The 22,673-nt window shown below is 72.2% G+C and carries 16 protein-coding genes; 3 read left to right on the top strand and 13 right to left on the bottom strand.

The window, feature by feature from the left end:
• The first annotated feature begins 151 nt into the window (after nucleotides 1-151).
• From AB0G52_RS36505 to AB0G52_RS36515, 3 genes are all read left to right on the top strand, one after another.
• A complete protein-coding gene (locus tag AB0G52_RS36505) occupies nucleotides 152-1,567 on the top strand; it encodes a cytochrome P450 (protein WP_361342871.1) in 1,416 nt (471 codons plus the stop codon).
• Complete coding sequence (locus AB0G52_RS36510; RefSeq protein ID WP_132887627.1) at nucleotides 1,542-2,561, top strand: (-)-alpha-amorphene synthase; 1,020 nt, start codon at nucleotides 1,542-1,544, stop codon at nucleotides 2,559-2,561. The genes AB0G52_RS36505 and AB0G52_RS36510 overlap by 26 nt, the downstream gene beginning before the upstream one ends.
• 163 nt (nucleotides 2,562-2,724) lie before the next feature.
• Complete coding sequence (locus AB0G52_RS36515; protein WP_132887626.1) at nucleotides 2,725-5,679, top strand: AAA family ATPase; 2,955 nt, start codon at nucleotides 2,725-2,727, stop codon at nucleotides 5,677-5,679.
• Here AB0G52_RS36515 and AB0G52_RS36520 read toward each other — a convergent pair.
• The 13 genes from AB0G52_RS36520 to dnaK all read right to left on the bottom strand — a co-directional run bounded on the left by AB0G52_RS36520 (nucleotide 5,649) and on the right by dnaK (nucleotide 22,448).
• Nucleotides 5,649-7,202, bottom strand: coding sequence for an acyl-CoA synthetase (locus tag AB0G52_RS36520; protein WP_132887625.1), 1,554 nt, complete (start codon nucleotides 7,200-7,202; stop codon nucleotides 5,649-5,651). The genes AB0G52_RS36515 and AB0G52_RS36520 overlap by 31 nt on opposite strands.
• Entirely contained in the window at nucleotides 7,199-8,308 is a 1,110-nt protein-coding gene (locus AB0G52_RS36525) for a nitronate monooxygenase (protein WP_132887624.1), read from the bottom strand. The genes AB0G52_RS36520 and AB0G52_RS36525 overlap by 4 nt, the downstream gene beginning before the upstream one ends.
• A gap of 62 nt (nucleotides 8,309-8,370) precedes the next feature.
• Nucleotides 8,371-9,942 (bottom strand): NAD(P)/FAD-dependent oxidoreductase, encoded by a 1,572-nt coding sequence (locus tag AB0G52_RS36530; RefSeq protein WP_132887623.1) that lies wholly within the window; start codon nucleotides 9,940-9,942, stop codon nucleotides 8,371-8,373.
• A gap of 93 nt (nucleotides 9,943-10,035) precedes the next feature.
• Nucleotides 10,036-12,417 (bottom strand): serine/threonine-protein kinase, encoded by a 2,382-nt coding sequence (locus tag AB0G52_RS36535; protein WP_132887622.1) that lies wholly within the window; start codon nucleotides 12,415-12,417, stop codon nucleotides 10,036-10,038.
• A 110-nt stretch (nucleotides 12,418-12,527) separates the two neighbouring features.
• Complete coding sequence (locus AB0G52_RS36540; protein ID WP_132887621.1) at nucleotides 12,528-13,373, bottom strand: oxygenase MpaB family protein; 846 nt, start codon at nucleotides 13,371-13,373, stop codon at nucleotides 12,528-12,530.
• A 100-nt stretch (nucleotides 13,374-13,473) separates the two neighbouring features.
• Nucleotides 13,474-15,288 carry an FAD-dependent oxidoreductase gene (locus AB0G52_RS36545; RefSeq protein WP_361342836.1) on the bottom strand — a complete coding sequence of 605 codons (1,815 nt, stop codon included), beginning with the start codon at nucleotides 15,286-15,288 and terminating at the stop codon, nucleotides 13,474-13,476.
• Entirely contained in the window at nucleotides 15,288-15,551 is a 264-nt protein-coding gene (locus AB0G52_RS36550) for a UBP-type zinc finger domain-containing protein (protein ID WP_020943546.1), read from the bottom strand. Before AB0G52_RS36550 ends, AB0G52_RS36545 begins: the two co-directional genes overlap by 1 nt.
• Nucleotides 15,552-15,556: 5 nt before the next feature.
• Nucleotides 15,557-16,003, bottom strand: coding sequence for a thioredoxin (gene trxA / locus AB0G52_RS36555; RefSeq protein ID WP_132887619.1), 447 nt, complete (start codon nucleotides 16,001-16,003; stop codon nucleotides 15,557-15,559).
• Entirely contained in the window at nucleotides 16,000-18,639 is a 2,640-nt protein-coding gene (clpB, locus tag AB0G52_RS36560; protein WP_361342840.1) for an ATP-dependent chaperone ClpB, read from the bottom strand. Before clpB ends, trxA begins: the two co-directional genes overlap by 4 nt.
• On the bottom strand, nucleotides 18,630-19,004 hold the full coding sequence (locus AB0G52_RS36565) for a chaperone modulator CbpM (RefSeq protein ID WP_361342843.1): 375 nt from the start codon (nucleotides 19,002-19,004) through the stop codon (nucleotides 18,630-18,632). The genes clpB and AB0G52_RS36565 overlap by 10 nt, the downstream gene beginning before the upstream one ends.
• Complete coding sequence (locus AB0G52_RS36570; RefSeq protein WP_361342846.1) at nucleotides 19,001-19,942, bottom strand: J domain-containing protein; 942 nt, start codon at nucleotides 19,940-19,942, stop codon at nucleotides 19,001-19,003. The genes AB0G52_RS36565 and AB0G52_RS36570 overlap by 4 nt, the downstream gene beginning before the upstream one ends.
• A 6-nt stretch (nucleotides 19,943-19,948) precedes the next feature.
• A complete protein-coding gene (locus tag AB0G52_RS36575) occupies nucleotides 19,949-20,533 on the bottom strand; it encodes a nucleotide exchange factor GrpE (RefSeq protein WP_361342848.1) in 585 nt (194 codons plus the stop codon).
• 10 nt (nucleotides 20,534-20,543) lie between these two features.
• A complete protein-coding gene (gene dnaK / locus AB0G52_RS36580) occupies nucleotides 20,544-22,448 on the bottom strand; it encodes a molecular chaperone DnaK (protein WP_361342851.1) in 1,905 nt (634 codons plus the stop codon).
• Nucleotides 22,449-22,673: the final 225 nt, after the last annotated feature.

Here is a 22,673-nt window from a genome sequence, read left to right on the forward strand (position 1 = left end):
CAGTGCATCAATGCGCGTTCGCGAAAGGCGATTCTGCTTCCGTGTGCTTCCGTGCGCCCCTTTGAAGAAAGGATTCGGGAAACCCGGACACGGCTCAATTGGGCAGGACTCGCCTTACCGAGCTGCGCAGGAGGTCTCCGTGAACCGCGCCGTGCCTGCACAAAAACGAATATGGACGACAGGTACTGCTCCCGGCATATTCCCTCTCTTCGGCCACGGTATCGCCTTCTACCGACGGCCGCTGGCGTTTCTGAATTCTTTGCCCGCGTACGGGGATCTGGTCGAGATACGGCTGGGTCCCCAGCGCGCCTGGATGGTGTGCAGTCCCGAGCTGACCCACGAGGTGCTCATGGACCCGCACACCTTCGACAAGGGGGGCCCGTTGTACGACAGGCTCGGCAAGCTCATGGGCGACGGCCTCGTCACCTGCCGCCAGCCGACGCACCGGGAGAAGCGCAGACTGCTGCAGCCCGGCTTCCGGCCCTCGCACGTGGCCGCGTACACCGACCTGATCACCGCGGAGGCCGAGGCGGTGTCCCGCTCCTGGCGCACCGGGCAGCCGGTCGCCGTGACCGAGGCGATGATGTCCCTGACGACCCGCGTGATCAGCCGGGTCCTGCTCTCCGACTCCCTGGACGAGACGACCGCCGCCGAGGTCCGGGACTGTCTGACGGACGTCGTGCGCGGCCTGTTCGTCCGCACGGTCGTCCCCGTCGACGCCTTGTTCCGCCTCCCGACGCCCGCCAACCGCCGCTACCGGCGCGCGCTCTCCCGTCTGCACGCCGTCATCGACACGGCGATCGCGAAGCGGCGGCGGGGCGCCGTCCGCGACGACGTGCTGGGCACGCTGCTGGCGGCGGCACACGGGGACGGCGGGACACCGGCCCTCACCGACCAGGACGTCCACGACCACCTGATCACCCTGCTGCTCACGGGCGCCGAGACCGAAGCCCTCACCCTGGCCGGCGCCTTCGGTCTGCTGGCCGGCCACCCCGAGGTGGAGCGGCGCCTGCACGCCGAGCTCGACGCCGTCCTCCCCGGCGGCCGGCTTCCCCGTGCCGACGACCTGCCGCGCCTCGTCCACACCCGGTGCGTCGTCACCGAGACGCTGCGCCACTCGTCCCCCGGCTGGCTCTTCACCCGGGTCACCACCGGGGAGACGGAACTCGCGGGGTGCCGGCTGCCCGCGGGAGCCACCGTGCTGTACAGCCCCTACCTCCTCCACCACGATCCGTCGTCGTTCCCCGACCCGGAGCGCTTCGACGCCGACCGCTGGCTGCCGGGACGGCCCACCGCGGAGCAGCGCCGCGCGATGATGCCGTTCGCGGCGGGCAGCCGCAAGTGCCTCGGTGACGAGTTCGCCATGGTCGAGGCCACCTTGGCACTCGCCACCATCGCCGGACGGTGGCGGCTGCGGCGGCTGCCGGGACACGCCGAGCAGCGGCCGCGCCCGGGGATCACGATGGGGCCGCGCTCCCTGGTCATGACCTGCGAATCCCGCACAGCGGCCGCCCACGGCGCGCCGGAATCACGAACGGCAGGTGACGACGTTGTCGACCACGCATGAGGAAATTCCGCTCGCCGCCGCGGAGGAGGGGGAACCGGTCCCGAACCTCAGGGACCTGATCGACGACCACCTCCACATGCCGTTCCCGTTCCGCCGCAACCCGCACGAGGCCGAGGCCGTGGCGGGGGTGGAGGCGTGGCTGAGCGAGTGGGGGCTGGACGCCGAACCGGGGGTCGCGGAGATGATCCACCGCACCCGGCCGGCCGCACTGGCGTCCCGCACGAGCCCTGCCGTGGACGCTGGTCTCCTGGAGATCGTCGCCAACCAGATCGCGTACCAGTTCGTGTTCGACGACCACGCGGAGGCCGTCGGCCGACGCTCCCCCGGCCGCCTGCTGCCGGTGCTGTGCGAGAGCACGGAGATCCTGCGGGACGGCCGGGCGCCCAGCACGCCCTTGGGAGCGGCGCTCACGGATCTCCACCGGCAGGTCAGGGAGCGGTGCACACCCGCGCAGGCCGCGCGATGGGCCTGGAAGAGCCGCGAGTACGTGCACGGCCTGCTGTACGAAGCCGTGGCCCAGACCCATCCCTTCCTGCTCGGGACCGGTGACTGCGTCTCGATACGGTCCCTGACCGCAGGGGTCGAGCCCTTCTACCCGTTGTACGAAGCCGCCCAGTCACGCGAGCTGCCCGTCGCGGAACTCCACCATCCCGTCATGGAGCGGCTGAGCCGGCTGTCGTCCGACGTGGCGGTATGGACGGCGGACCTCTTCTCGGTGGTGAAGGAACAACGCGCGGGCGAGATGATCAACGTGGCCCTGGCCCACCAACGCCGGCGCCGGTGCTCTCTCCAGGACGCGGTGCTGTCGGCCGTCCGGGAGATCAACGACGCGATCGAGGAGTTCCAGGAACTCCACGCCCGGATCGAACCGACGCTGAGCCCGGCCGGCACCGGCTACCTGGAGGGCATGACCGGCTGGATGCGCGGGTGCTATGACTGGTGCCGCGACGTACCGCGCTACGCGGAGGTGACGTCGGTGCCCGCCGCACCGTAGGCGGCACGGGGAAGTGGCCGTTGCTGTCCCATACCCCCTGGGGGCGGGCATTATACCACCATCATGTCATGATTCACCCTATGGTGCTTAATCCGTCCTGACGTGACCTGGTGAGGCGTACGCTCGGCTCCTCCGGGCCGAACGACAGAAAGCGGTACGGCACATGGCGATGGAGCCGCGGCAACCGATCACCGAGCGGAGCACGTTGATCGAACGCCGCAAGGAACTTGAGGCTCTCGGTGCCGCATTCCAGGAACTGCGCCGCGCTGCGGACGGTGTGCCCCGGGCGCGGCGCAGGGGGCTGCTCGCTTTCCGGGGCGCGGCCGGACTGGGAAAGACCGCACTGATCACGGAGGCACGGGACCGGGCCGCGGCCGGCGGATTCACCGTGTTGTCGGGCCGGGGCGGGGAGAACGAGCAGGGGTCGGCGTTCCGCGTGGTGCGCCAGTTGATGCAGCCGCCACTGGCCACTATGGACGGGGCGGAACTCCGCGCCTTCCTGGGAAGTTGGTACGACGTCATGGCCGCCGTCCTCGGCCTGGAAGCGAAGGGGACCGCCCCCGCGCCCGACCCGACCGGGGTCCGCGAGGGCCTCGACTGGGTCATGACGCGGCTCGCGGTGAGGAAGGCGCCCGTCGTCCTGCTCGTGGACGACCTGCACTGGGCGGACGCCGAATCCCTGAGCTGGCTCACTTCCTTCGCGTCCCGGATCGACGACCTCCCCTTGCTGGTCGTCATCGCCTACCGGCCCGACGAGGTGCCGTCCGAGGAGTGCGCCCTGCGCGCCCTCGTCGCGGACCATGGGGACCGGCCCCACGACCTGGCGCTGCTCACCGCCGACGGCGTGGCACAGGTCGTCAGGAGCGAGGTGGGCCCGGCGGCCGAGGACGTCTTCTGCAAGGAATGCTGGTCGGCGACCGGCGGGAGCCCTTTCGAGACGGTGGAGCTCGCCATCGGGCTCGCCGAGCGGAAGGTCCGCGGCACCCAGGACGATCTGCCCGCGATGCGGGAGCTCGCCGCGGCCATCAAGGGGCCGGGGCTGATCGATCGTCTGAAGCGCCTCGACACGGCCACCGTCCGTTTCGCGGACGTCGCGGCCGTACTGGGTTCGCCCTTCTCGCCGCAGCTCGCCGCGGCCATCGCGGTGCTCGGGGACGACGCCGCGGCCGAGGCCACCCAGCAGCTGCGTGCGGCCCGGATCCTGGCCGACGGCCACGGCCTGGAAGGAGAGCTGGAGTTCGTCCATCCGCTGATCGCCACGACGATCTACCGGTCCATCCGCGCCGGCTTTCGGGCCGGTCTGCACAACGCCGCCGCGGAGGCTCTGCTGACCGCGGGGTTCGGACCCACAGCCGCCGCCCGGCATCTGATGGAGGTGCCCTGTGAGGGCAGCCCCGAGACGGTCGCATGTCTGCGCGAGGCCGCCCGCGACTACCTCCGCGCCGGGGCGACCGATGCCGCCCGGCGGCTGCTCACCCGGGCGCTGCAGGAACCGCCACCGCCCGAGGACCGTGCCGCGGTCCTGCACGAACTCGCATGCGCCACGTTCCTGATCGAGCCCACGGCCACGGTGCGCTACCTCCGCGAGGCGCTGGCGGAGCCGGACATCGACCCCGATCTGCGCGCCTCCGTCGTCTACCGGCTGACGACCGCGCTGGCCCACACCGATCAGATGGCCGAGGCAGTAGCGGTGGCCGCCGAGGAGGCACGCCAGGCCACGCATCCGCGCGTCAAACTGCGCATGCAGGCGGATCAGTTCGTCTGGAGCACGATGCACGCCGGCGCCCCCGACTCGCCCGCCCGCTCCAGGACACTGACACGTCTCGCCGAACAGCTGCCGGGTCGGAGCCTGGAGGAACGCTACATCCTGGGGTTGCGGGCCTGGGATGCCGTCCTGCGCGGAGAGCCGCGCGACACCGCGCTCACGTACGCCGAGAAGTCCCTGCGCGGCGGAATGAGCTGGACCGACGAGAACCGGGGCTTCGAGGTCCCCCTTTCGGTCGCGCTGGTGTTCATGTACGGCGACCAGCCGCGGCGGGCCGAGGAGTTGTTCGAGAACGGGATCGCCGAGTGCACGGCCAAGGGCTGGCACGGCTCCCACCTGGCGTTCGGCCAGACCATCGCCGGCTACGTCCGCTACCACCGCGGCAGTCTGGTTGAGGCCGAGGACCTCGTCCGGGCGGGCCTGCGCAGCGCGGACAAGGTGGAAGGCGTGGTGGCCGCCCGGTGGTACGGCGTCAGCGTCCTGATCCAGACCCTCCTCGCCCGCGGGCGCCAGGCCGAAGCGCGGGCGCTCGCCGACGAGCACCAGTTCGGCGAGAGTGCTCCCAACGCCGTGATCTATCCCGACCCCCGCACCGTGTACGCCGAACTGCTCCTCGCGGAGGGACGGCACGCCGAAGCGGCGCGGCTGCTGGCCTCGGTCGGGGCGTGGCTGGACGGCCGGGGCTGGCGCAATCCCGCGTGGTGCCCCTGGCAGTTGCGGCTCGCGTCCGCGCTCGCCCCGAGCTCCCCGGACGAGGCGATCGGCCATGCCCGGGAGGCCGTGCGGCGGGCCCGGGAGTTCGGTGCCCCCTCCGCCGTCGGGCAGGCCCTGCACACCCTCGCCGAGGTGACCGGCGGCCCGGCGGCCCTGGAGTTGTACGCGGCGGCCGTCGACCACCTGGAACAGTCGCCGGCCGCCTACGAACTGGCCCGCGCCCAGATCGGCCACGGCGCCGCGCTGTCGCGGACCGGACGGCTCCAGGAGGCCGCCGACCGGCTCTACCAGGGTCTGGAGGGAGCCGTGCACTGCGGCGCGGAGGCACTCGCCGGCCGGGCCCGGGAGGAACTGTCGGCCGCCGGAATGCGCCCCTTGCCCCTGCGCTACGTCAAGGCGGACACCCTGGACACGCAGGAGCTGCATGCGGCCGAACTGACCGTCCAGGGGCAACCGGCCGCCGTGGTCGCCAAGGAACTGCACCTCACCGAGCAGGGCGTACGGCAGTTGTTGTCCCGCATCTACCGCAAGATCGGTACCGACGCGGCCGGTCTCGGGAAGTTCCTGGAGAGTCGGTCCAGCCCGCGCCCCTGCGACGCCGGGTGCGGTCACACCGGCCGGGTCCGCCCTTCCCAGTAGGGGTCCCGCAGCCGCCGCTTGTACAGCTTTCCGTTGGGGTCGCGGGGCATTTCGGCGATGAAGTCCACGGTCTTCGGGCACTTGTAGCCGGCGAGCCGCTCGGCGCAGTGGGCGAGCAGGGCGGCGGCGAGGGCGGGGCCCGGTTCGTGGCCTGGGGCCGGTTCGACGACGGCCTTGACCTCCTCCCCCCAGTCGTCGTGCGGGATGCCGAAGGCGGCGGCGTCGGCGACGGCGGGGTGGGAGAGGAGCGCGGCCTCGATCTCGGCGGGGTAGATGTTGACCCCGCCGGAGATGATCATGTCGATCTTGCGGTCGCGGAGGAAAAGGTAGCCGTCCTCGTCGAGGTAGCCGAGGTCGCCGACGGTGAAGAAGTCGCCGATGCGGTTCTTCCTCGTCTTGGCGTCGTCCTTGTGGTAGGCGAAGCCGCCGGTGTTCATCTTCATGTAGACGGTGCCGAGTTCACCGGGCGGCAGCCGGTTGCCGTCGTCGTCGAAGACCGCGAGTTCGCTGATCGGCCAGGCCTTGCCGACGGTGCCGGGCTTCTTCAGCCAGTCCTCGGCGGTGGCGAAGGCGCCGCCGCCCTCGCTGGCCGCGTAGTACTCCTCCACGCTGGGGCCCCACCAGTCGAGCATGGCCCGTTTGACGTGGTCGGGGCAGGGGGCGGCGCCGTGGATGGCGTGCCGCATGGCGGAGACGTCGTAGCGCGCCCGCACGTCCTCGGGGAGGGCGAGCAGGCGGTGGAACTGGGTCGGGACCATGTGGGTGTGCGTGCACCTGTGGGTGTCGATCAGGCGGAGCATCTCCTCGGGGGTCCACTTGTCCATCATCACCAGGCGGTGCCCGATGTGCAGCGAGGCGCCCGCGAACTGCAGCACGGCCGTGTGGTAGAGCGGCGAGCAGACCAGGTGGACGTTGTCGTCGAAGGGCCGGATGCCGAAGATGCCGAGGAAGCCGCCGAGGTACGCCTCCTCGGGGAGCCTGCCGGGCAGCGGGCGGCGGATGCCGCGGGGGCGTCCCGTCGTACCCGAGGTGTAGTTCATGACCCAGCCGAGTTCACGGTCGGCGGGCGCCGACCCGGGCTGTCCTTCGAGGAGTTCGGCGTACGGGCGGAAGCCCTCGACGTCACCGACGGCGTACCGGTGGGTGGCGGGGAGGCCGGCCTCGTCGGCGGCCTGCCGGGCGGGGCCGGCAAAGCGTTCGTGGGCCAGCAGGACCTTCGCGCCGGAGTCGGCGACGATCCAGGCGATCTCCGGGCCGACGAAGTGGTGGTTGACGGGGACGAGGTAGAGGCCCGCCTGGGTGGCGGCCAGGTACGCGGTGAGGAACTCGGGCCCGTTGGGCAGGACGACGGCGAAGGCGTCACCGCGGCGCAGGCCCGCGGCGCGCAGTCCGTGGACGAGGCGGTTGGTGGCCGTGTGCAGGCGGCCGGCGGTCCATTCCTCGCCGTCGGGTGCGACGAGCACCGTGCGGTCGGGGTCGTGGGCGGCCTGGGCCCAGAATCCGGCGGGGGGCGTGCTGGTCACGAGCCGCTCCTTCCGGCGATGCGGTTGATGCGGTCGACGGCCTGCTCGAAGCCCCGGGTGAGGTCGTCGAAGACGGCCTGGACGCTGCGTTCGGCGGTCATCCGGCCGACGATCTGACCGACGGGGGTGCCGAGCAGGGGCTCTACCTCGTACTTCTGGATGCGGGTGAGGGCCTCGGCGACGAGCAGGCCCTGCAGGGGCATGGGCAGGGTGCCGGGGCCGGCCGGGTCGTCCCAGGCGTCGGTCCACTCGGTCCGCAGCTGACGGGCGGGTTTCCCGGTGAGGGCGCGGGAGCGCACGGTGTCGCCGGAGCCGGCGGCGAGCAGTTTGCGGGTGACGGCGGGCGAGGAGAGGTCGGCCTCGGTGGCGGTGAGCCACAGGGAGCCCAGCCACACCCCCTGGGCGCCGAGGGCGAGCGCGGCCGCCGCCTGCTGCCCGCTGCCGATGCCGCCGGCCGCGAGGACGGGCAGCGGGGCCACGGCCTCGACGACCTCGGGCGTGAGGACCATGGTGGCGATCTCGCCGGTGTGACCGCCGGCCTCGTACCCCTGGGCCACGACGATGTCGATGCCGGCGTCCTTGTGTTTCACCGCGTGCCGGGCGCTGCCCGCGAGCGCGGCGACCAACACGTCCCGGTCGTGGGCGCGGTCGACGACGTCGGCGGGCGGCGAGCCGAGGGCGTTGGCGAGCAGCCGGATCGGGTAGTCGAAGGCGACGTCGAGCTGGGTGCGGGCGACCTGCTCCATCCACCCGGTGATGCGCCAACCGGACGCCTCCCCCTCGGCGAGTTCGGGCACCCCGTACTTGGCGAGGGTGTCCCTGACGAACTGCCGGTGCCCTTCGGGGATCATCGCCTCGACGTCGGCCTCGCTCACGCCCTCGACCTTCTTGGCGGGCATGACGACGTCGAGCCCGTACGGTTTCCCGTCGACGTGCGCCTCGATCCAGTCGAGGTCGCGTTTGAGGTCGTCGGGAGCGGTGTAGCGGACCGCGCCGAGCACTCCGAAACCGCCGGCGCGGCTGATGGCCGCGGCCACGGCGGGAAACGGCGTGAAGCCGAAGACGGCGTGCTCGACTCCCAGGGTCTTGCTCAGCTCCGTCTGCATGGGCGCAGGATGCCGCAGCCGGGCGGCCGACGGAAGAGGTTTTCTGATGCTCCGTCAGATTTTCAGTCCCGGCCGCGCTCCAGCAGTGCCATCGCCGCGTTGTGGCCCGGCACCCCGCTCACCCCTCCCCCGCGGACCGCCCCCGCCCCGCACAGCAGGACGTTGGGGTGCCGCGTCTCGACGCCCCAGCGGCCGGTTCCTTCCTCGGCGTAAGGCCAGGAGAGGTCGCGGTGGAAGATGTTGCCGCCGGGCAGACGCAGGTCGCGTTCCAGGTCGAGGGGGGTCTTGGCCTCGATGCAGGGACGGCCGTCCGCGTCGAGGGCGAGGCAGTCGGTGAGCGGTTCGGCGAGGTGGGCGTCGAGCTGGGCGACGGTGGCCCGGAGGAGTTCGGCGCGCACGGCGTCGTGGTCGGCCGCGAAGAGCCGGGCGGGGGTGTGCAGGCCGAAGAGGGTGAGCGTCTGGTAGCCGCGCTGGACGAGGTCGCGGCCGAGGATCGTGGGATCGGTCAGGGAGTGGCAGTAGATCTCCGAGGGCGGGGCGGTGGGGAGCCGGCCGGCCGCCGCCTCGGCGTGCGCGGCGGCCAGTTGCTCGTAGCCCTCGGCGATGTGGAAGGTGCCGGCGAACGCCTCGCGCGGGTCGACGGCGGTGTCGCGCAGCCTGGGCAGCCGCTTGAGCAGCATGTTGACCTTGAGCTGGGCTCCCTCGGCAGGCTCCGGCGCCGGGTCTCCGGTGAGGGCCGCGAGCTCCTGCGGGGACGCGTTGACCAGCACGTCGCGGGCGCCGACGACTCCCTCGCCGTCGGCGGTGCGGTAGGCGACCTCGGCGGTCCGGCCGTCGGTCTCGATCCGTACCGCCTCGTGCCCGGTGGCGAGCACCGCGCCCGCCGAGCGCGCGGCGGCGGCCAGCGCGTCGGTGAGGGCGCCCATGCCCCCGACCGGTACGTCCCAGGCTCCCGTGCCGCCGCCGATGACGTGATAGAGGAAGCAGCGGTTCTGCCGCAGCGAGGCGTCGTGGGCGTCGGCGAAGGTACCGATCAGCGCGTCGGTGAGGACGATCCCGCGCACCAGGTCGTCGGTGAAGTTCTCCTCGATCGCGACGCCGATGGGCTCCTCGAACAGCGTCCGCCAGGCCGTCTCGTCGTCGATCCGGCGGCGCAGCTCGTCCCGGGTGGGCAGCGGTTCGGTGAGGGTGGGGAAGACCCGCTCGGCGACCTGGCCCGTCATGCCGTAGAACCGCCGCCAGGCCCGGTACTCGTCCTTGCCGCCGGTCAGCCGTTCGAAGGCCTCGCGGATCCGCCGCTCACCGCCGCCGACCAGCAGTCCGGTCGGCCGGCCGGCCCGCTCCACGGGCGTGTACGACGAGATGGTGCGGCCCCGGACGCGGAAGTCCAGGCCGAGGTCGCGGACGATCTTCCTGGGCAGCAGGCTGACCAGGTAGGAGTAGCGCGACAGTTTGGCGTCGACCCCTGCGAAGGGGCGGGTGGAGACGGCTGCGCCGCCGGTGTGGCCGAGTCGCTCCAGTACGAGTACGGAGCGGCCGGCCCTGGCCAGGTAGGCCGCTGCGACCAGGCCGTTGTGGCCGCCGCCGACGATGACTGTGTCGTAGGTCCGGGACGCTTCGGTGGCAGGGGGCATGGTTCTTCGTAACACGTGATGATCTAGCTGGGTAAGAGGCGTGCCGGTCCGTTCCACGGGCGGGTTCGGTTTCGCGGGTACGGGCGGGGTGCGTCACCGGGCTCGGCCGGAGGCCCGCTGCTGACGCAGTACCGCCACCCTCCGGTACAGCTCGACCGCCTCGCCGCCCCGGCCCAGTTGCTCCAGGCAGTGCGCCTCGTCGTTGCGGCTGGCCAGGGTGTCGGGGTGGTCGGGGCCCAGCACCCGTTCCCGGGCCGCGGCCACCCGGCGGTACTCGGTCAGCGCGTCCGTCCAGCGGCCCAGCCAGCCGAGGCTCACGGCCACCTCGCGGCGGCTGACCAGGGTGTCGGGGTGGTCCGGGCCGAGGACGCGCTCGCGGATCGCGCAGACGTCACGGGACTCGGCGAGGGCTTCCTCCCAGCGGCCCTGGCGGCCGAGGTTGACGCCGAGTCCGTGGCGGGCGCGCAGCGTCTCGGGGTGGGCCGGGCCCTGGACGCGGGTGCGGTCGTCGATCAGGGCGCGGTACAGCGTGAGCGCGTCCGCGCTGCGGCCCAGGCGCCCCAGGCTGATGCCGACCTCGTAGCGGGCGGCGAGGGTGTCGGGGTGGTCGGGGCCGAGGGCCCGGGCACGGGCGTCGGCGACCTCGCCGTAGGTCCCGAGGGCCTCCTCCCAGCGGCCCAGCTGTCCCAGCGCGTAAGCGACTTCGTAGCGGGTGACCAGGGTGTCCGGGTGCTCGGGGCCCAGCACCCGGGCGCGGGCCTCGGCCACGTCCTGGGCCATCCGGTACGAGTCCTCCAGCCGGCCCAGTCTGCTGAGGTTGAAGGCGAGGTTGTGGCGGCAGCGCAGGGTGTCGGGATGGTCCGGGCCCATCAGGCGCTGCCGGGCCGCGAGGACCGCCGCGTACACCTGGTGGGCGTCGAAGTGGCGGCCCAGCCGGCCGAGCACGTAGGCCGTTTCCTGCCGGGCGGCGAGGGTGTCCGGGTGGTCGGGGCCGAGCACCCGCTCCCGGGCCCGGGCGACCTCGGTGTACTCGCGCAGGGCGTCGGCGTGGCGGCCGGTGCGGCTGAGGGTGAAGGCGGTCTCGTAGCGGCTGGCGAGGGTGTCGGGGTGGTCGGGGCCGAGGAGGTGGGCGCGTTCGGCGGCGACCGCGCGGTGGATCCGGCCGGCCTCCGCCCAGCGCCCGAGCCGGCCGAGGCCGAGCCCGGCGTTGTGGCGGCCGACGAGGGCGGCGAGGACCCCTGGGGGCGGCACGGGGGCGGACCCCGGGGGCGGCACAGGGACGGACCCCGGCAGAGGCACGGAGACGGACCCCGAAGGCTGCACGGAGGCGGGCCCTGGCGGAGGCACGCGGACGGACCCCAGGGGCGGCACGGGGGCGGACCCTGGAGGCGGGGCGAGGGTGCCGGGCGGCGGCGGTGCGGAGGTGCCGGTGGGCGGGCGGGCGATCCAGTCCCCGGTGAGTCCGGCGCCCGGGTCGGGCGGGGTGGTGCTCAGGGTGGTGCCGGCCGCCTTGTGGCCGGTGGTCATGCCACGCGTCCAGGGGGGCAGCCGGGTCTCCCTCGGCCCCGGTTGGGGAGTCCGGAGCCCGGGCCGCGCGGTGACGACGGTGGGGACGTACGTGGGGGTGGTGCGCCCGGAGGTGATCCGGCGGCCCAGTTCCCGGGCGTCGTACGGGCGTTGCTCCGGGCGTTTGGCGAGCAGGTCGAGGATCACCTGCTCGAACCAGCCGGGCAGTTCCGGGCGGTGGGCGCGCGGCGGGACGGGCGGGGTGTCGCGGTGGCCGACGAGGACGGCCCAGGCGTCGTCGAGGTCGAACGGCGGTGCGCCGGTGGCGATCTCGTACAGCACGCAGCCCAGCGAGTACAGGTCGCTGCGCGGGTCGACCTCGGTGCCGCCGATCTGTTCCGGTGACATGTAGTGCGGGGTGCCCATGGCGATGCCGGTGCCGGTCAGCCGGGAGGTGAAGCCGATGTCGTGGCCGAGGCGGGCGATGCCGAAGTCGCAGAGTTTCACCGTGCCGTCGGTCAGCCGCATGATGTTGGCGGGTTTGAGGTCCCGGTGCACGATGCCCTGCTGGTGGGTGTAGGCGAGGGCGGCGGCGACCTGCTCGGCGATGTCGACGACGTCCCCGACGGGCAGCGGATGGTGCTTGTTGTCCTCCAGGAGCCGGCTGAGGTCAAGGCCGTCGAGCAGCTCCATCACCAGGTAGAGGACGCCGTCGGACTCGCCGAAGTCGTGGACGACGGTGACCCCGCGGTGCGACAGCCCGGCGGCCACCCTGGCCTCGCGGCGGAACCGCTCGCGCAGCACGCGGGTGAACGCCTGGTCGTGGTGCGGGCCGAGCGGTTTCAGGCACTTCACGGCGACCTGCCGGCCGAGGGACTCGTCGCGGGCCCGCCACACCTCGCCCATCCCGCCCCGCCCGATCAGGTCGAGCAGCCGGTACCTCCCCTGGACCAGCATGCAGTCAGCCATCGCGCGCCGTCGCCCCCCCGTCGCCTCCAGCTCCGCCCGTTCCCGGCCGTAACGGTGCGACCGCGCCGAACCGGCCGAATCCGGGCCCCCTGGTCGACCAGTATGGCGGTCTAGGAGCCGACTTTGTACGGTGCCGGGCGCGCGGCCGGGCCGAGCCTCGCCATGGCCCGCAGGATGTGTTTGGGCGGGAGTTGCCAGCGCAGACGTGCGGGAACACAGCGCAAGGCGGTGCCGGTGGCACGCAGTCGCCGGGTGACGACGGCGGGTTCCGGGGCCGGGGCGCCGTACAACGCGTGGGCGTACGGCGGCAGAGCGGCGTACGCCAGACCGGCCACGCGCCGCCACAGCACCTCGCGCGCCGGTATCAGCAGCGGGTGCGTCGGCGGCCGGCGCAGGAAGTCGTACACGTCGCGCGCGTCGGCCCCGGCGGCGAGCAGCGGCCGGGTCCGCTCGAAGTAGGCGGCCAGCTCCTCCCGGTCGGCGGGTACGGTCGCGGGATCGAGGCCGACCAGGCGGGCGCTGACCCGGTGTTCGGCGAGGTAGCGGTCGGCCTGGGCGTCGGTGAGCGGGAAGCCGGAGCGGCGGACCACGTGCAGGTACGAGTCGATCTCCGCGCAGTGCACCCACAGGAGCAGTTCGGGGTCGTCCACGCCGTAGCGCTCGCCGGTGTCGGGGTCGGTCGCCCCGAGCATGCTGTGGACCTTCCGGATCCGGGCCCCGGCCCGCTCGGCGGCCTCCGTGGTGCCGTAGGTCGTGGTGCCGACGAAGTTCGCGGTCCGCATCAGCCGGCCCCAGGCGTCCCGCCGGAAGTCGGAGTTCTCCATCACCCCGCGGACCGCCCGAGGGTGCAGGGCCTGGAGGTAGAGCGCGCGGATCCCGGCGACCCACATCATGGGGTCGCCGTGCAGCTGCCAGGTCACGGAGGCCGGGGTGAACAGCCCGGGGTCGGCACCCATGCGGGCAGTGTGACCGAGATCGACAGGTGACGCCAGGCCACGTTCGCGACCAGTGGTCCGGCAGGCCGTCACCGCGGTGGCAGGACGGTCGTGCCATGCGTCATGCGAGCCAAGCGGACTCCTTGTGGCGTATGCGTGGGGAGGCGTCCGAGCGGCCCGCGACAGCCGACGTGCCGGTGGTGCCGGGTACGGCCGAGTGCCCCAGGTGCCGGTGCACGAAGTGGATGGCCATCGCGCCCTCACCGGCCGCGGAGGCCACCCGCTTCACCGAGCCGCTGCGGACGTCCCCCACCGCGAACACCCCGGGCAGGCTGGTCTCCAGGGTCAGGCACGAGCGCCCGCGGCCGTGCCACACCTCGGGGGACGTGCAGGCTTCCTGGGCCTCCGGCCCGGTCAGGACGAAGCCGCGGGAGTCGAGGGCGAGGGTGCCTGCGAGCCAGTCGGTGTGGGGTTCGGCGCCGGTGAAGACGAACAGGCTCCGTACCGCCAGCCGGCGGTGCCCGCCCGTGCGGTTGTCGACCACGTCGAGCTCCTCCAGCGCCTCCTGGCCGATGACCTCGGTGACCTCGGTGTGCAGCATGACCTCCACTCGCGGATGGCGCTCGACCTGGTCGATCAGGTAGCGGGACATGTTGGCCTCCAGGCTGGGTCCTCGGACCAGCAGGTACACCTTCGGCGCGTACCCGGCGAGGAACAGCACCGCCTGACCCGCCGAGTTGCCTCCGCCGACGACGGCCACCGGGTCGGTGCGGCACTGCTGGGCCTCGTAGACGGTCGCCGAGTAGTGCACGCTCGTTCCCTCCAGGCGTTCGATGCCGGGCACCCGGAGCCGGCGGTAGCGGGCCCCCATGGCCAGGACGACGGCGCGGGCGGCGATCTCGCTGCCGTCGGCGAACGCCACGACGTAGTGGTCGTCGTCCTTGGCGTGGAGACCGGTCGCCTCCTGCGGAAGGCTGATCCCGGCGCCGAACTTGTCGGCCTGGAGCACGGCGCGTTCGGTGAGTTCGGCGCCGGAGATGCCGGAGGGGAAGCCGAGCAGGTTCTCGATGCGGGACGACGTGCCGGCCTGGCCGCCGGTGGCCATCGCCTCCACCACCGTGGTGCTCAGGCCCTCGGAGGCGGCGTACACCGCGGCGGCGAGGCCGGCGGGTCCGGAACCCACGATGAGGACGTCGCCGTGACGGTTTCCGGCGGGCAGTGACGGCAGGCCGATGAGCCGGGCCAGTTCCGCGTTGCTGGGGTTGCGCAACAGGGTGGTGTCCCGCCAGATGACGAGTGGTGTCTCCGCCGGGCCGACGCCGAAGCGGCGCAGCAGTTTCTCGGCCTCCTCGTCGGTCTCCAGGTCGATCCAGCGGTGCGGCAGCCGGTTGCGGACGGCGAACTCGCGCAGCCGTCTGGTGTCGGGCGAGTAGCGCGAGCCGATGATGCGGAAGCCGGCGCCCTGTCCGACGAGCAGCGCCCGACGGCACAGGCAGGCGCGCAGCACGAGGTCCCCGATGGTGGGGTCCTGGGACACCAGGTGGCGCAACTGGTCCAGGGAGATGACGAGGACCTCGCCGGGCTCCCTGGCGACCGCGGTGTAGAAGGCCACTTGTCCGTGCAGCAGGCCGAGTTCGCCGATGAAGCGACCGGGGCCGTGCACGCGCAGCACGTGCTCCTCGGGAGTGCCGTGGTCCTCGACGACGGCGACGGAACCGCTGAGGACGACGAAGAACGTCTCGCAGCGCTCCCCTTCCCGGATCAGCACGTCGTTCGGAGCCACGCTCCGGCGTTGCCCGTGCTCCGCCAGACGTGCGGTCTGGTCCTCCGTGAGGCGCGGATAGGCACCGTAGATGTCCGGGGTCTCCCGGAAGGCGGCCTCGTCCGCGTTCTCCGGCACCGGTTCTGCGCCCGGCGGGGACTGGTCGCCGGACATCAGACGAACGCCTCGTGGACGAAGCACCAGCGCCAGTCCTCGCCGGGCTGGAAGGACTGCACGATCGGGTGGGCGACGGCAGCCGCGTGCTTGCGGGCGTGCTTGTTCGGCGAGGAGTCGCAGCAGCCGACGTGCCCGCAGGTCAGGCAGAGCCTCAGGTGGACCCACGGGGAGCCAAGCATCAGACACTCCTGACACCCTTCCGGGGTCAGCGGCTGGACCGGCCGGACGAGCGCGAGGTGGGGGTCTGCGTGCAGGGTCATCCGGATCACCCTTTACGGGCGGTGAGCGACTGTTCCACCCACTGGCGCAGGGCGGGGGCGGGCGCCGCCCCCGCCTGCCGGGCGATCGTCTCGCCCCGGTCGAGGATCAGCAGGGTCGGTACGGCCTGCACCTCGAAGCGCTGCGCCAGTCGTGGGTTCTTGTCGATGTCGACCTTGACGAGTTTGATGCGGCCGGCGAGATCGGTGGCGACCTTCTCCAGTGCGGGGCTGACCATGCGGCAGGGGCCGCACCAGGTGGCCCACAGGTCGACCACGACGGGGATGCCGGCCCGCTCGGCGACCTCGGTGAAGTCGTCGTCACCCGCGTCCACCAGCCACGGCAGGGGCTGCTTGCAGTGGCCGCACCTGGGGCGGCCGTCCGCGGCCGCGGGCACCCGGTTGGTGCGCCCGCAGTGCGGACACCTGACGGTCGTCGCGTGCATCGTGTTCATGCCGCCCGCGCTCCCTTCACGTCCTCGGGCTGGTCGTAGGTGACGACCAGTTCGCCGTGTTCGGCGTCGACGCGGACCGTCGCGCCGTCCTGGACGTCACCGCGCAGCAGGGCACGGCCGATCATCGTCTCGACCTCGTGGGAGATGTAGCGGCGCAGCGGCCGGGCCCCGTAGACCGGGTCATAGCCCTGGTGGGCGATCACCTCCCGGGCTGCCGCGGTGAGTTCCACGGTGATGCGGCGTTCGGCGAGCCGGCGGCGCAGCTCGTCGAACTGCAGCTCCACGATCCGCTCGATCTGCCGCTCACCGAGCGGCTTGAACAGCACGATGTCGTCGACGCGGTTGAGGAACTCCGGGCGGAAGTGCCCGCGCAGCTCGCCCATCACGAGGGCGCGGGCGTCCGGCTTGATCTCGCCCTCGGCGGTGGCGCCGTCGAGGAGGTGCTCGGAGCCGATGTTGGACGTCATGATGATCACGGTGTTGCGGAAGTCGACCGTGCGGCCCTGGGAGTCGGTGATGCGGCCGTCGTCGAGGACCTGCAGCAGGGTGTTGAAGACGTCGGTGTGCGCCTTCTCGATCTCGTCGAACAGCACGACCGAGTACGGCTTGCGGCGTACGGCCTCGGTGAGCTGGCCGCCTTCCTCGTAACCGATGTATCCGGGGGGTGCGCCCATGAGCCGGCTGACGGTGTGCCGCTCCTGGTACTCGCTCATGTCGAGGCGGACCATGTTCTCCTCGGAGTCGAACAGGGCCGCCGCGAGGGTCTTGGCCAGCTCGGTCTTCCCGACGCCGGTGGGGCCGAGGAAGATGAACGAGCCGATGGGGCGGCGCGGGTCGCGGATGCCGGAGCGGGCGCGGATGATGGCGTCGGCGACGAGTCTGACGGCCTCGTCCTGGCCGATGACGCGCTCGCGCAGGATCTCGTCGAGGCGCAGCAGCTTCTCGCGTTCGCCCTCCTGGAGGCGGGCGACGGGGATGCCGGTCCAGGCGGCGACGATCTCGGCGATCTCCTCCTCGGTGACGACCTCGCGCAGCAGCCGGTTCTGCCCTTGTTTGGCGGCGAGTTGCTCCTCCTCGGCCTTCAGCCGGCGCTCCAGGTCCTGGAGGCGGCCGTAGCGGAGTTCGGCGGCGCGGTTGAGGTCGTAGGCGCGTTCGGCCTCCTCCGCCTCGTGGCGGACCTGCTCCAGTTCCTGGCGCAGCTCCTGCACGCGGCGGATGGCCTGCCGTTCGGCCTCCCACTGGGCGCGTTTGGCGTCGGCCTCGCCGCGCAGGTCGGCCAGTTCCCTGCGCAGTTCCTCGAGGCGCGCCTTGCTGGCGGCGTCGGTCTCCTTGGACAGGGCCGCCTCCTCGATCTCCAGGCGGGTGACGCGGCGGGTGATCTCGTCGAGTTCGGCGGGCATCGAGTCGATCTCGGTACGGAGCCGGGCGCACGCCTCGTCGACGAGGTCGATGGCCTTGTCGGGCAGGAACCGGTCGGTGATGTAGCGGTGGCTGAGGGTGGCCGCGGAGACCAGCGCGGTGTCCTGGATCTTCACGCCGTGGAAGACCTCCAGGCGTTCGCGCAGTCCGCGCAGGATGGAGATGGTGTCCTCCACGCTCGGCTCGTCGACCAGCACCTGCTGGAAGCGGCGTTCGAGGGCGGCGTCCTTCTCGATGTGCTTGCGGTACTCGTCGAGGGTGGTGGCACCGATCATGTGGAGTTCGCCGCGGGCGAGCATCGGCTTGAGCATGTTGCCCGCGTCCATGGCCCCTTCGGCGGCGCCCGCGCCGACGACGGTGTGGAGTTCGTCGACGAAGAGCAGGATGCGTCCCTGGGCGGCCTTCACCTCGGCCAGTACGGCCTTGAGGCGTTCCTCGAACTCGCCGCGGTACTTGGCGCCGGCGACCAGGGAGCCCATGTCGAGGGCGAACACCGTCTTGTCGCGCAGGCCCTCGGGTACGTCGCCGCGCACGATGCGCTGGGCCAGGCCCTCGACGATGGCGGTCTTGCCGACGCCGGGATCGCCGATGAGGACGGGGTTGTTCTTGGTCTTGCGGCTGAGGATCTGGGTGACGCGGCGGATCTCCGCATCGCGGCCGATGACCGGGTCCAGCCGCCCGGACCGGGCTTCGAGGACGAGGTCGCGGCCGTACTTCTCCAGTGCCTCGTAGGCCACTTCGGGGTTGGCGGAGGTGACCCGCTGGTTGCCGCGGACCTGGGTGAGCGCGTTCAGGAACGAGTCCCGGGTCACGCCGTGCTCCTTGAGCAGGCGTCCGGCGGCGGTCGCCGAGCCCTCCTCGGCCAGCGCGAGCAGGAGGTGCTCCACGGACACGTACTCGTCCTTGAGACGTCTGGCCTCCCGCTCGGCGGCATCGAGCAGGCGGGACAGGCGCTGGGTGACGAAGACCTGGCCGGGTGCCGCGCCGGGACCGGTGACCTTCGGGCGTCGGGACAGTTCCTCGCGCACGGCCGCGCGCAGTTCCTTCGGCTCGGTGCCGGCCTGTTGCAGCAACCGTGGGATCAGACCGTCCTCCTGGTCGAGAAGCGCGAGCAGCAGGTGTTCCCCGTCGACCTCGGTGTGCCCCATGCCGACGGCCGCGCTCTGGGCCTCCTGGAGGGCTTCCTGGGACTTCTGGGTGAGACGGTTCATGTCCATGGGGGTGTTTCACTCCTCGTACCGGTGCGGCGCAGGGCGGCTTCGAGCAAGCTGATGCGGTCCAGCAGGTCGAGCACCAGGCCGATGGATGCGTAGTTGAGGCAGAGTCCGGTGCGCAGCCGCTGGATACGGGCGACGACGGCCGGTGCCGTGGGTGCGAACGCCAGCCCTCCGGAGGCGTCGCGCTCGGCCTCGACCAGGCCCAGAGCGACGAACCGGCGGATGAGGTCGGGATGGACCCCGGAGCGGCGGGCCACGGTCCCCAGAGAGAGCCTGGGCACCGGCACCATCGCGTACCGGACGCGTGCCGGGGCGGCAGCTGTCAGCCGGGACGCCTGGCGCGCCCCGACGCGTGGGTCACTCATCGTGTCCTCCTGGGGTCGAACGAGGAGACGGCGGCGAGTTCCTCGAACAGTGCGCGCTCCCGGTCGCTGAGCCTGGGCGGCACCGTGATCCGGAGTTCGGCGTAGAGGCTGCCGTTCGCGCCCCGCGGGTTCGGCATGCCCTCACCGCGCAGCCGCAGCCGCCGGCCGCTGGACGAGCCCGCGGGCACCGTGACCTTCGCCGTCGCCCCGCTCGGCGTGGGCACCGGAACCGTCGCACCCAGCGCGGCCTCCCAGGGGGTGACCGGAAGCTGCACGTACACGTCCCGGCCGTCGAGGCGGAACCGGGGGTGCGGCTCGATGCGCACCCGCAGGTACAGGTCCCCCGCGGGGGCGTCACCGTTGCTCCGGCCGCCCTCTCCCGCCAGGCGGATGCGCTGCCCGTCCGTGACACCCGGTGGCACCTCGACCTCGTACCGCCGCGGCTGCCCGGAGGGCCCGGCGAGGGTGACGGTGCGGCGGCCTCCGCGGTAGGCCTCCTCGACGGTGAGCGGCAGTTCGGCCTCCTGGTCGGCTCCGGGGACACGCATCCGTCCGGCGCCCCCGAAGAACGAGCCGAACAGGTCGTCGACGTCGACGCCCTCCGCGCCGAAGCCGCTGGTGCCGTACCGGACCCGGGGGCCGCCGCCCCCGGTGGACCAGCGGAAGCCGCCGCCCGCTCCCGCGCCGGCACCGACCCGTTCCTCCCAGTCCTCGGGTACCTTCCGGAAGTCCTCGCCGAAGCGGTCGTAACGAGCCCGCTGGTCGGGGTCGGACAGCGCACTGAAGGCCTCGTTGATCTCCTTGAACCGTTCCTCCGCCGCGGGGTCCTTGTTGACGTCTGGGTGGTACCTGCGGGCCAGCTTGCGATAGGCCCGCTGGATCTCGTCCTTGTCGGCGTCCCGCGGGACCCCGAGAACCTCGTAGAAGTCGCGTGCCATGGCCGCTCACTCCCGCTTGGCGACGGTCACGGCGGCCGGCCTCAGCTGCCGCTCGGCCTCGCCGTAGCCGGGGCGCAGCACCTGCGTCACGGTGTTCGGTTCGGCGTCGGGGTCCTGGACCACGCCGACGACCTCGTGCCGGGAGGGGTCGAACGGGACGCCCGTCTCGGCGTGACGCTCGTAGCCGAGGCGTTCGAGGACGGACACGGCCTGGTCGCGCACGGCGCGCACCCCCTCGACGATCGCCCCGGGGTCGGAGCCCGCGTGGTTCAGGGCCAGTTCGAGGTTGTCGACGACGGGAAGGAAGGCCGCGGCCGTGCGGGCCCGCTCGGCCGTGCGCTCCCGGTCCAGTTCCCTGGCGTGTCGCTTGCGCAGGTTGTCCAAGTCGGCGAGGGCACGCCGCCAGCGGTCCTCGACCTCCTTCAGCGCGGCCGCGTACTCGTCCTCGCCCCCCGTCGGACCGGTGGCCGCGTCGGGCCCCGGTTCGGCCTCCGTGGTCGGCGGCTCGGGCTCGGGCAGGTCGCCCTGCGGCGGTTGCGCGGCGCTTTCGGGCGGGGGGTCGGACGATCGGTCCTGGGGAGGGAACGGCATGGCGGGTACCTCAGCCCTTGTCGAACTCGGCGTCGATCACGTCGTCGTCGGCGCCGGCACCGCCGTGCCCGGAGGCGTCCGGCCCGGTGGTGTCCGACGGACCGCTCGCCGCCGCGGCACCGGCCTGGTGGGCGGCGAGCCCGGCGTGGACCTGCTGGAGTTCGGAGATCAGCGGCCTGGTCTTGTCGACTCCGGCCTCGTTCTTGACCGCGTCGCGGGCCTCTGCCACCAGCATCTCGGCTCGCGCCTTCTCGTGCGCGGGCGCGGCGTCGGCCAGTTCGTTCAGACGCCTTTCGACCTGGTAGGCGATCGCGTCGAGTTCGTTGCGGGCGTCGACGGCCTCGCGCAGTGCCTGGTCCTGGCCCTGGTTGCGCTCGGCCTCCTGGACCATGCGTTCGACCTCGCCGCGGTCCAGGTTGGAGCTCTCGCTGATGGTGATGCCCTGTTCCTTGCCGGTGTCCTTGTCGCGCGCGCTGACGTTGAGGATGCCGTTGGCGTCGGTGTCGAAGGTGACCTCGACTTGCGGTTCGCCGCGCGGCGCCGGCCGGATGTCGGTGAGCTGGAAGCGGCCCAGGACCCGGTTGTCGGCGGCCCGCTCGCGCTCGCCCTGGAGGACCACGATGTCGACGGCCGGCTGGTTGTCCTCGGCCGTGGAGAAGGTCTCGCTGCGGCGCACCGGAATGGTGGTGTTCCGCTCGATGATCTTCGTCATCACTCCGCCGCGCGTCTCCACTCCCAGCGACAGCGGGGTGACGTCGAGCAGCAGGACGTCCTTGACCTCGCCCTTGAGCACCCCGGCCTGGATGGCGGCGCCCAGGGCCACCACCTCGTCGGGGTTGACGCTCATGTTGGGGTCCTTGCCGCCGGTCAGCCGACGCACGAGGGCCTGGACGGCGGGGATGCGGGTGGAGCCGCCGACGAGGATCACCTCGTCGATGTCGTTGTCGCTGACCTTGGCGTCGTCCATGGCCTGCCGGACCGGACCGAGGCAGCGCTCGACCAGGTCCCCGGTGATCTGCTCGAACGTGGACCGCATGATCGAGTCGGTGAGGTGCTTGGGCCCGGACGCGTCGGCGGTGATGAACGGCAGGCTGACCTGGGTCTGGGTGACGGAGCTGAGTTCGGTCTTCGCCTTCTCCGCCGCCTCGAACAGGCGTTGCAGGGCCTGCGGGTCCTTGCGCAGGTCGATGCCGTTCTCCTTCTGGAAGTCGTCCGCGAGGTGGTCGACCAGACGCCGGTCGAAGTCGTCGCCGCCCAGATGGCTGTCGCCCGCCGTGGAACGCACCTCGACCACGCCGTCGCCGACATCGAGGATGCTCACGTCGAAGGTGCCGCCGCCCAGGTCGAAGACGAGGACGGTCTCGTGCTGCTTCTTGTCCATGCCGTACGCGAGGGCGGCCGCGGTCGGCTCGTTGATGATCCGCAGCACTTCCAGTCCGGCGATCCGTCCGGCGTCGCGGGTCGCGATGCGCTGGGCGTCGTTGAAGTAGGCGGGGACGGTGATGACCGCCTCCGTGACCCGCTCCCCCAGCTGCTTGGAGGCGTCCTCGGCGAGTTTGCGCAGCACCTGGGCGCTGATCTCCTCGGGCGCGTACAGCTTGTCACGCACCTTGAAGCGGGCCTCGCCGTTCTCTCCCGGGACGACGTCGTAGGCGACGGCCTTGGCCTCGTCGGGGACCTCGTCGAAGTGCCGGCCGATGAACCGCTTGGCCGAGTAGATGGTGCCCTTGGGGTTGAGGATCGCCTGGCGCCGGGCCAGCTGGCCCACCAGGCGCTCGCCGGTGTCGGTGAAGGCCACCACGGACGGTGTCGTGCGGTTGCCCTCGCTGTTGGGCACGACGGACGGCTCACCACCCTCCCACACGGCGATCACCGAGTTGGTGGTGCCCAGGTCGATGCCCACTGCCTTGGCCATGAGGAACTCCTTCCGCGGCGGTCGACGTCCGTCGGCGACCGTTCATCCTCCGGGCCGTGTCCGCCCGGTTCGATACCGCTCTCCGTGTTCGCATCTGGGTGTGCCGGCCGGCCCGGCGGCCGGCCGGACGGCCTCGTCGGCGCCGGCGGAGTTCCGGCGGCCGCCCCGGGCCGCGTGCAGCAACACGGCGAGCAGCGTGGCGCCGCCGTATGAGCGCGGCCTTTT

The organism is Streptomyces sp. NPDC021562, from assembly GCF_040640875.1.
Classification (GTDB): domain Bacteria; phylum Actinomycetota; class Actinomycetes; order Streptomycetales; family Streptomycetaceae; genus Streptomyces.

What these genes read in the sequence shown, in the direction of transcription:
- AB0G52_RS36530 (WP_132887623.1), bottom strand. Translation starts at nt 9,942, where the DNA reads ATGCCCCCTGCCACCGAAGCGTCCCGGACCTACGACACAGTCATCGTC.
- AB0G52_RS36515 (WP_132887626.1), top strand. Translation starts at nt 2,725, where the DNA reads ATGGCGATGGAGCCGCGGCAACCGATCACCGAGCGGAGCACGTTGATC.
- AB0G52_RS36565 (WP_361342843.1), bottom strand. Translation starts at nt 19,004, where the DNA reads ATGAGTGACCCACGCGTCGGGGCGCGCCAGGCGTCCCGGCTGACAGCT.
- AB0G52_RS36535 (WP_132887622.1), bottom strand. Translation starts at nt 12,417, where the DNA reads ATGGCTGACTGCATGCTGGTCCAGGGGAGGTACCGGCTGCTCGACCTG.
- dnaK (WP_361342851.1), bottom strand. Translation starts at nt 22,448, where the DNA reads ATGGCCAAGGCAGTGGGCATCGACCTGGGCACCACCAACTCGGTGATC.
- AB0G52_RS36575 (WP_361342848.1), bottom strand. Translation starts at nt 20,533, where the DNA reads ATGCCGTTCCCTCCCCAGGACCGATCGTCCGACCCCCCGCCCGAAAGC.
- AB0G52_RS36550 (WP_020943546.1), bottom strand. Translation starts at nt 15,551, where the DNA reads ATGACCCTGCACGCAGACCCCCACCTCGCGCTCGTCCGGCCGGTCCAG.
- AB0G52_RS36545 (WP_361342836.1), bottom strand. Translation starts at nt 15,288, where the DNA reads ATGTCCGGCGACCAGTCCCCGCCGGGCGCAGAACCGGTGCCGGAGAAC.
- trxA (WP_132887619.1), bottom strand. Translation starts at nt 16,003, where the DNA reads ATGAACACGATGCACGCGACGACCGTCAGGTGTCCGCACTGCGGGCGC.
- clpB (WP_361342840.1), bottom strand. Translation starts at nt 18,639, where the DNA reads ATGGACATGAACCGTCTCACCCAGAAGTCCCAGGAAGCCCTCCAGGAG.
- AB0G52_RS36540 (WP_132887621.1), bottom strand. Translation starts at nt 13,373, where the DNA reads ATGGGTGCCGACCCCGGGCTGTTCACCCCGGCCTCCGTGACCTGGCAG.
- AB0G52_RS36525 (WP_132887624.1), bottom strand. Translation starts at nt 8,308, where the DNA reads ATGCAGACGGAGCTGAGCAAGACCCTGGGAGTCGAGCACGCCGTCTTC.
- AB0G52_RS36570 (WP_361342846.1), bottom strand. Translation starts at nt 19,942, where the DNA reads ATGGCACGCGACTTCTACGAGGTTCTCGGGGTCCCGCGGGACGCCGAC.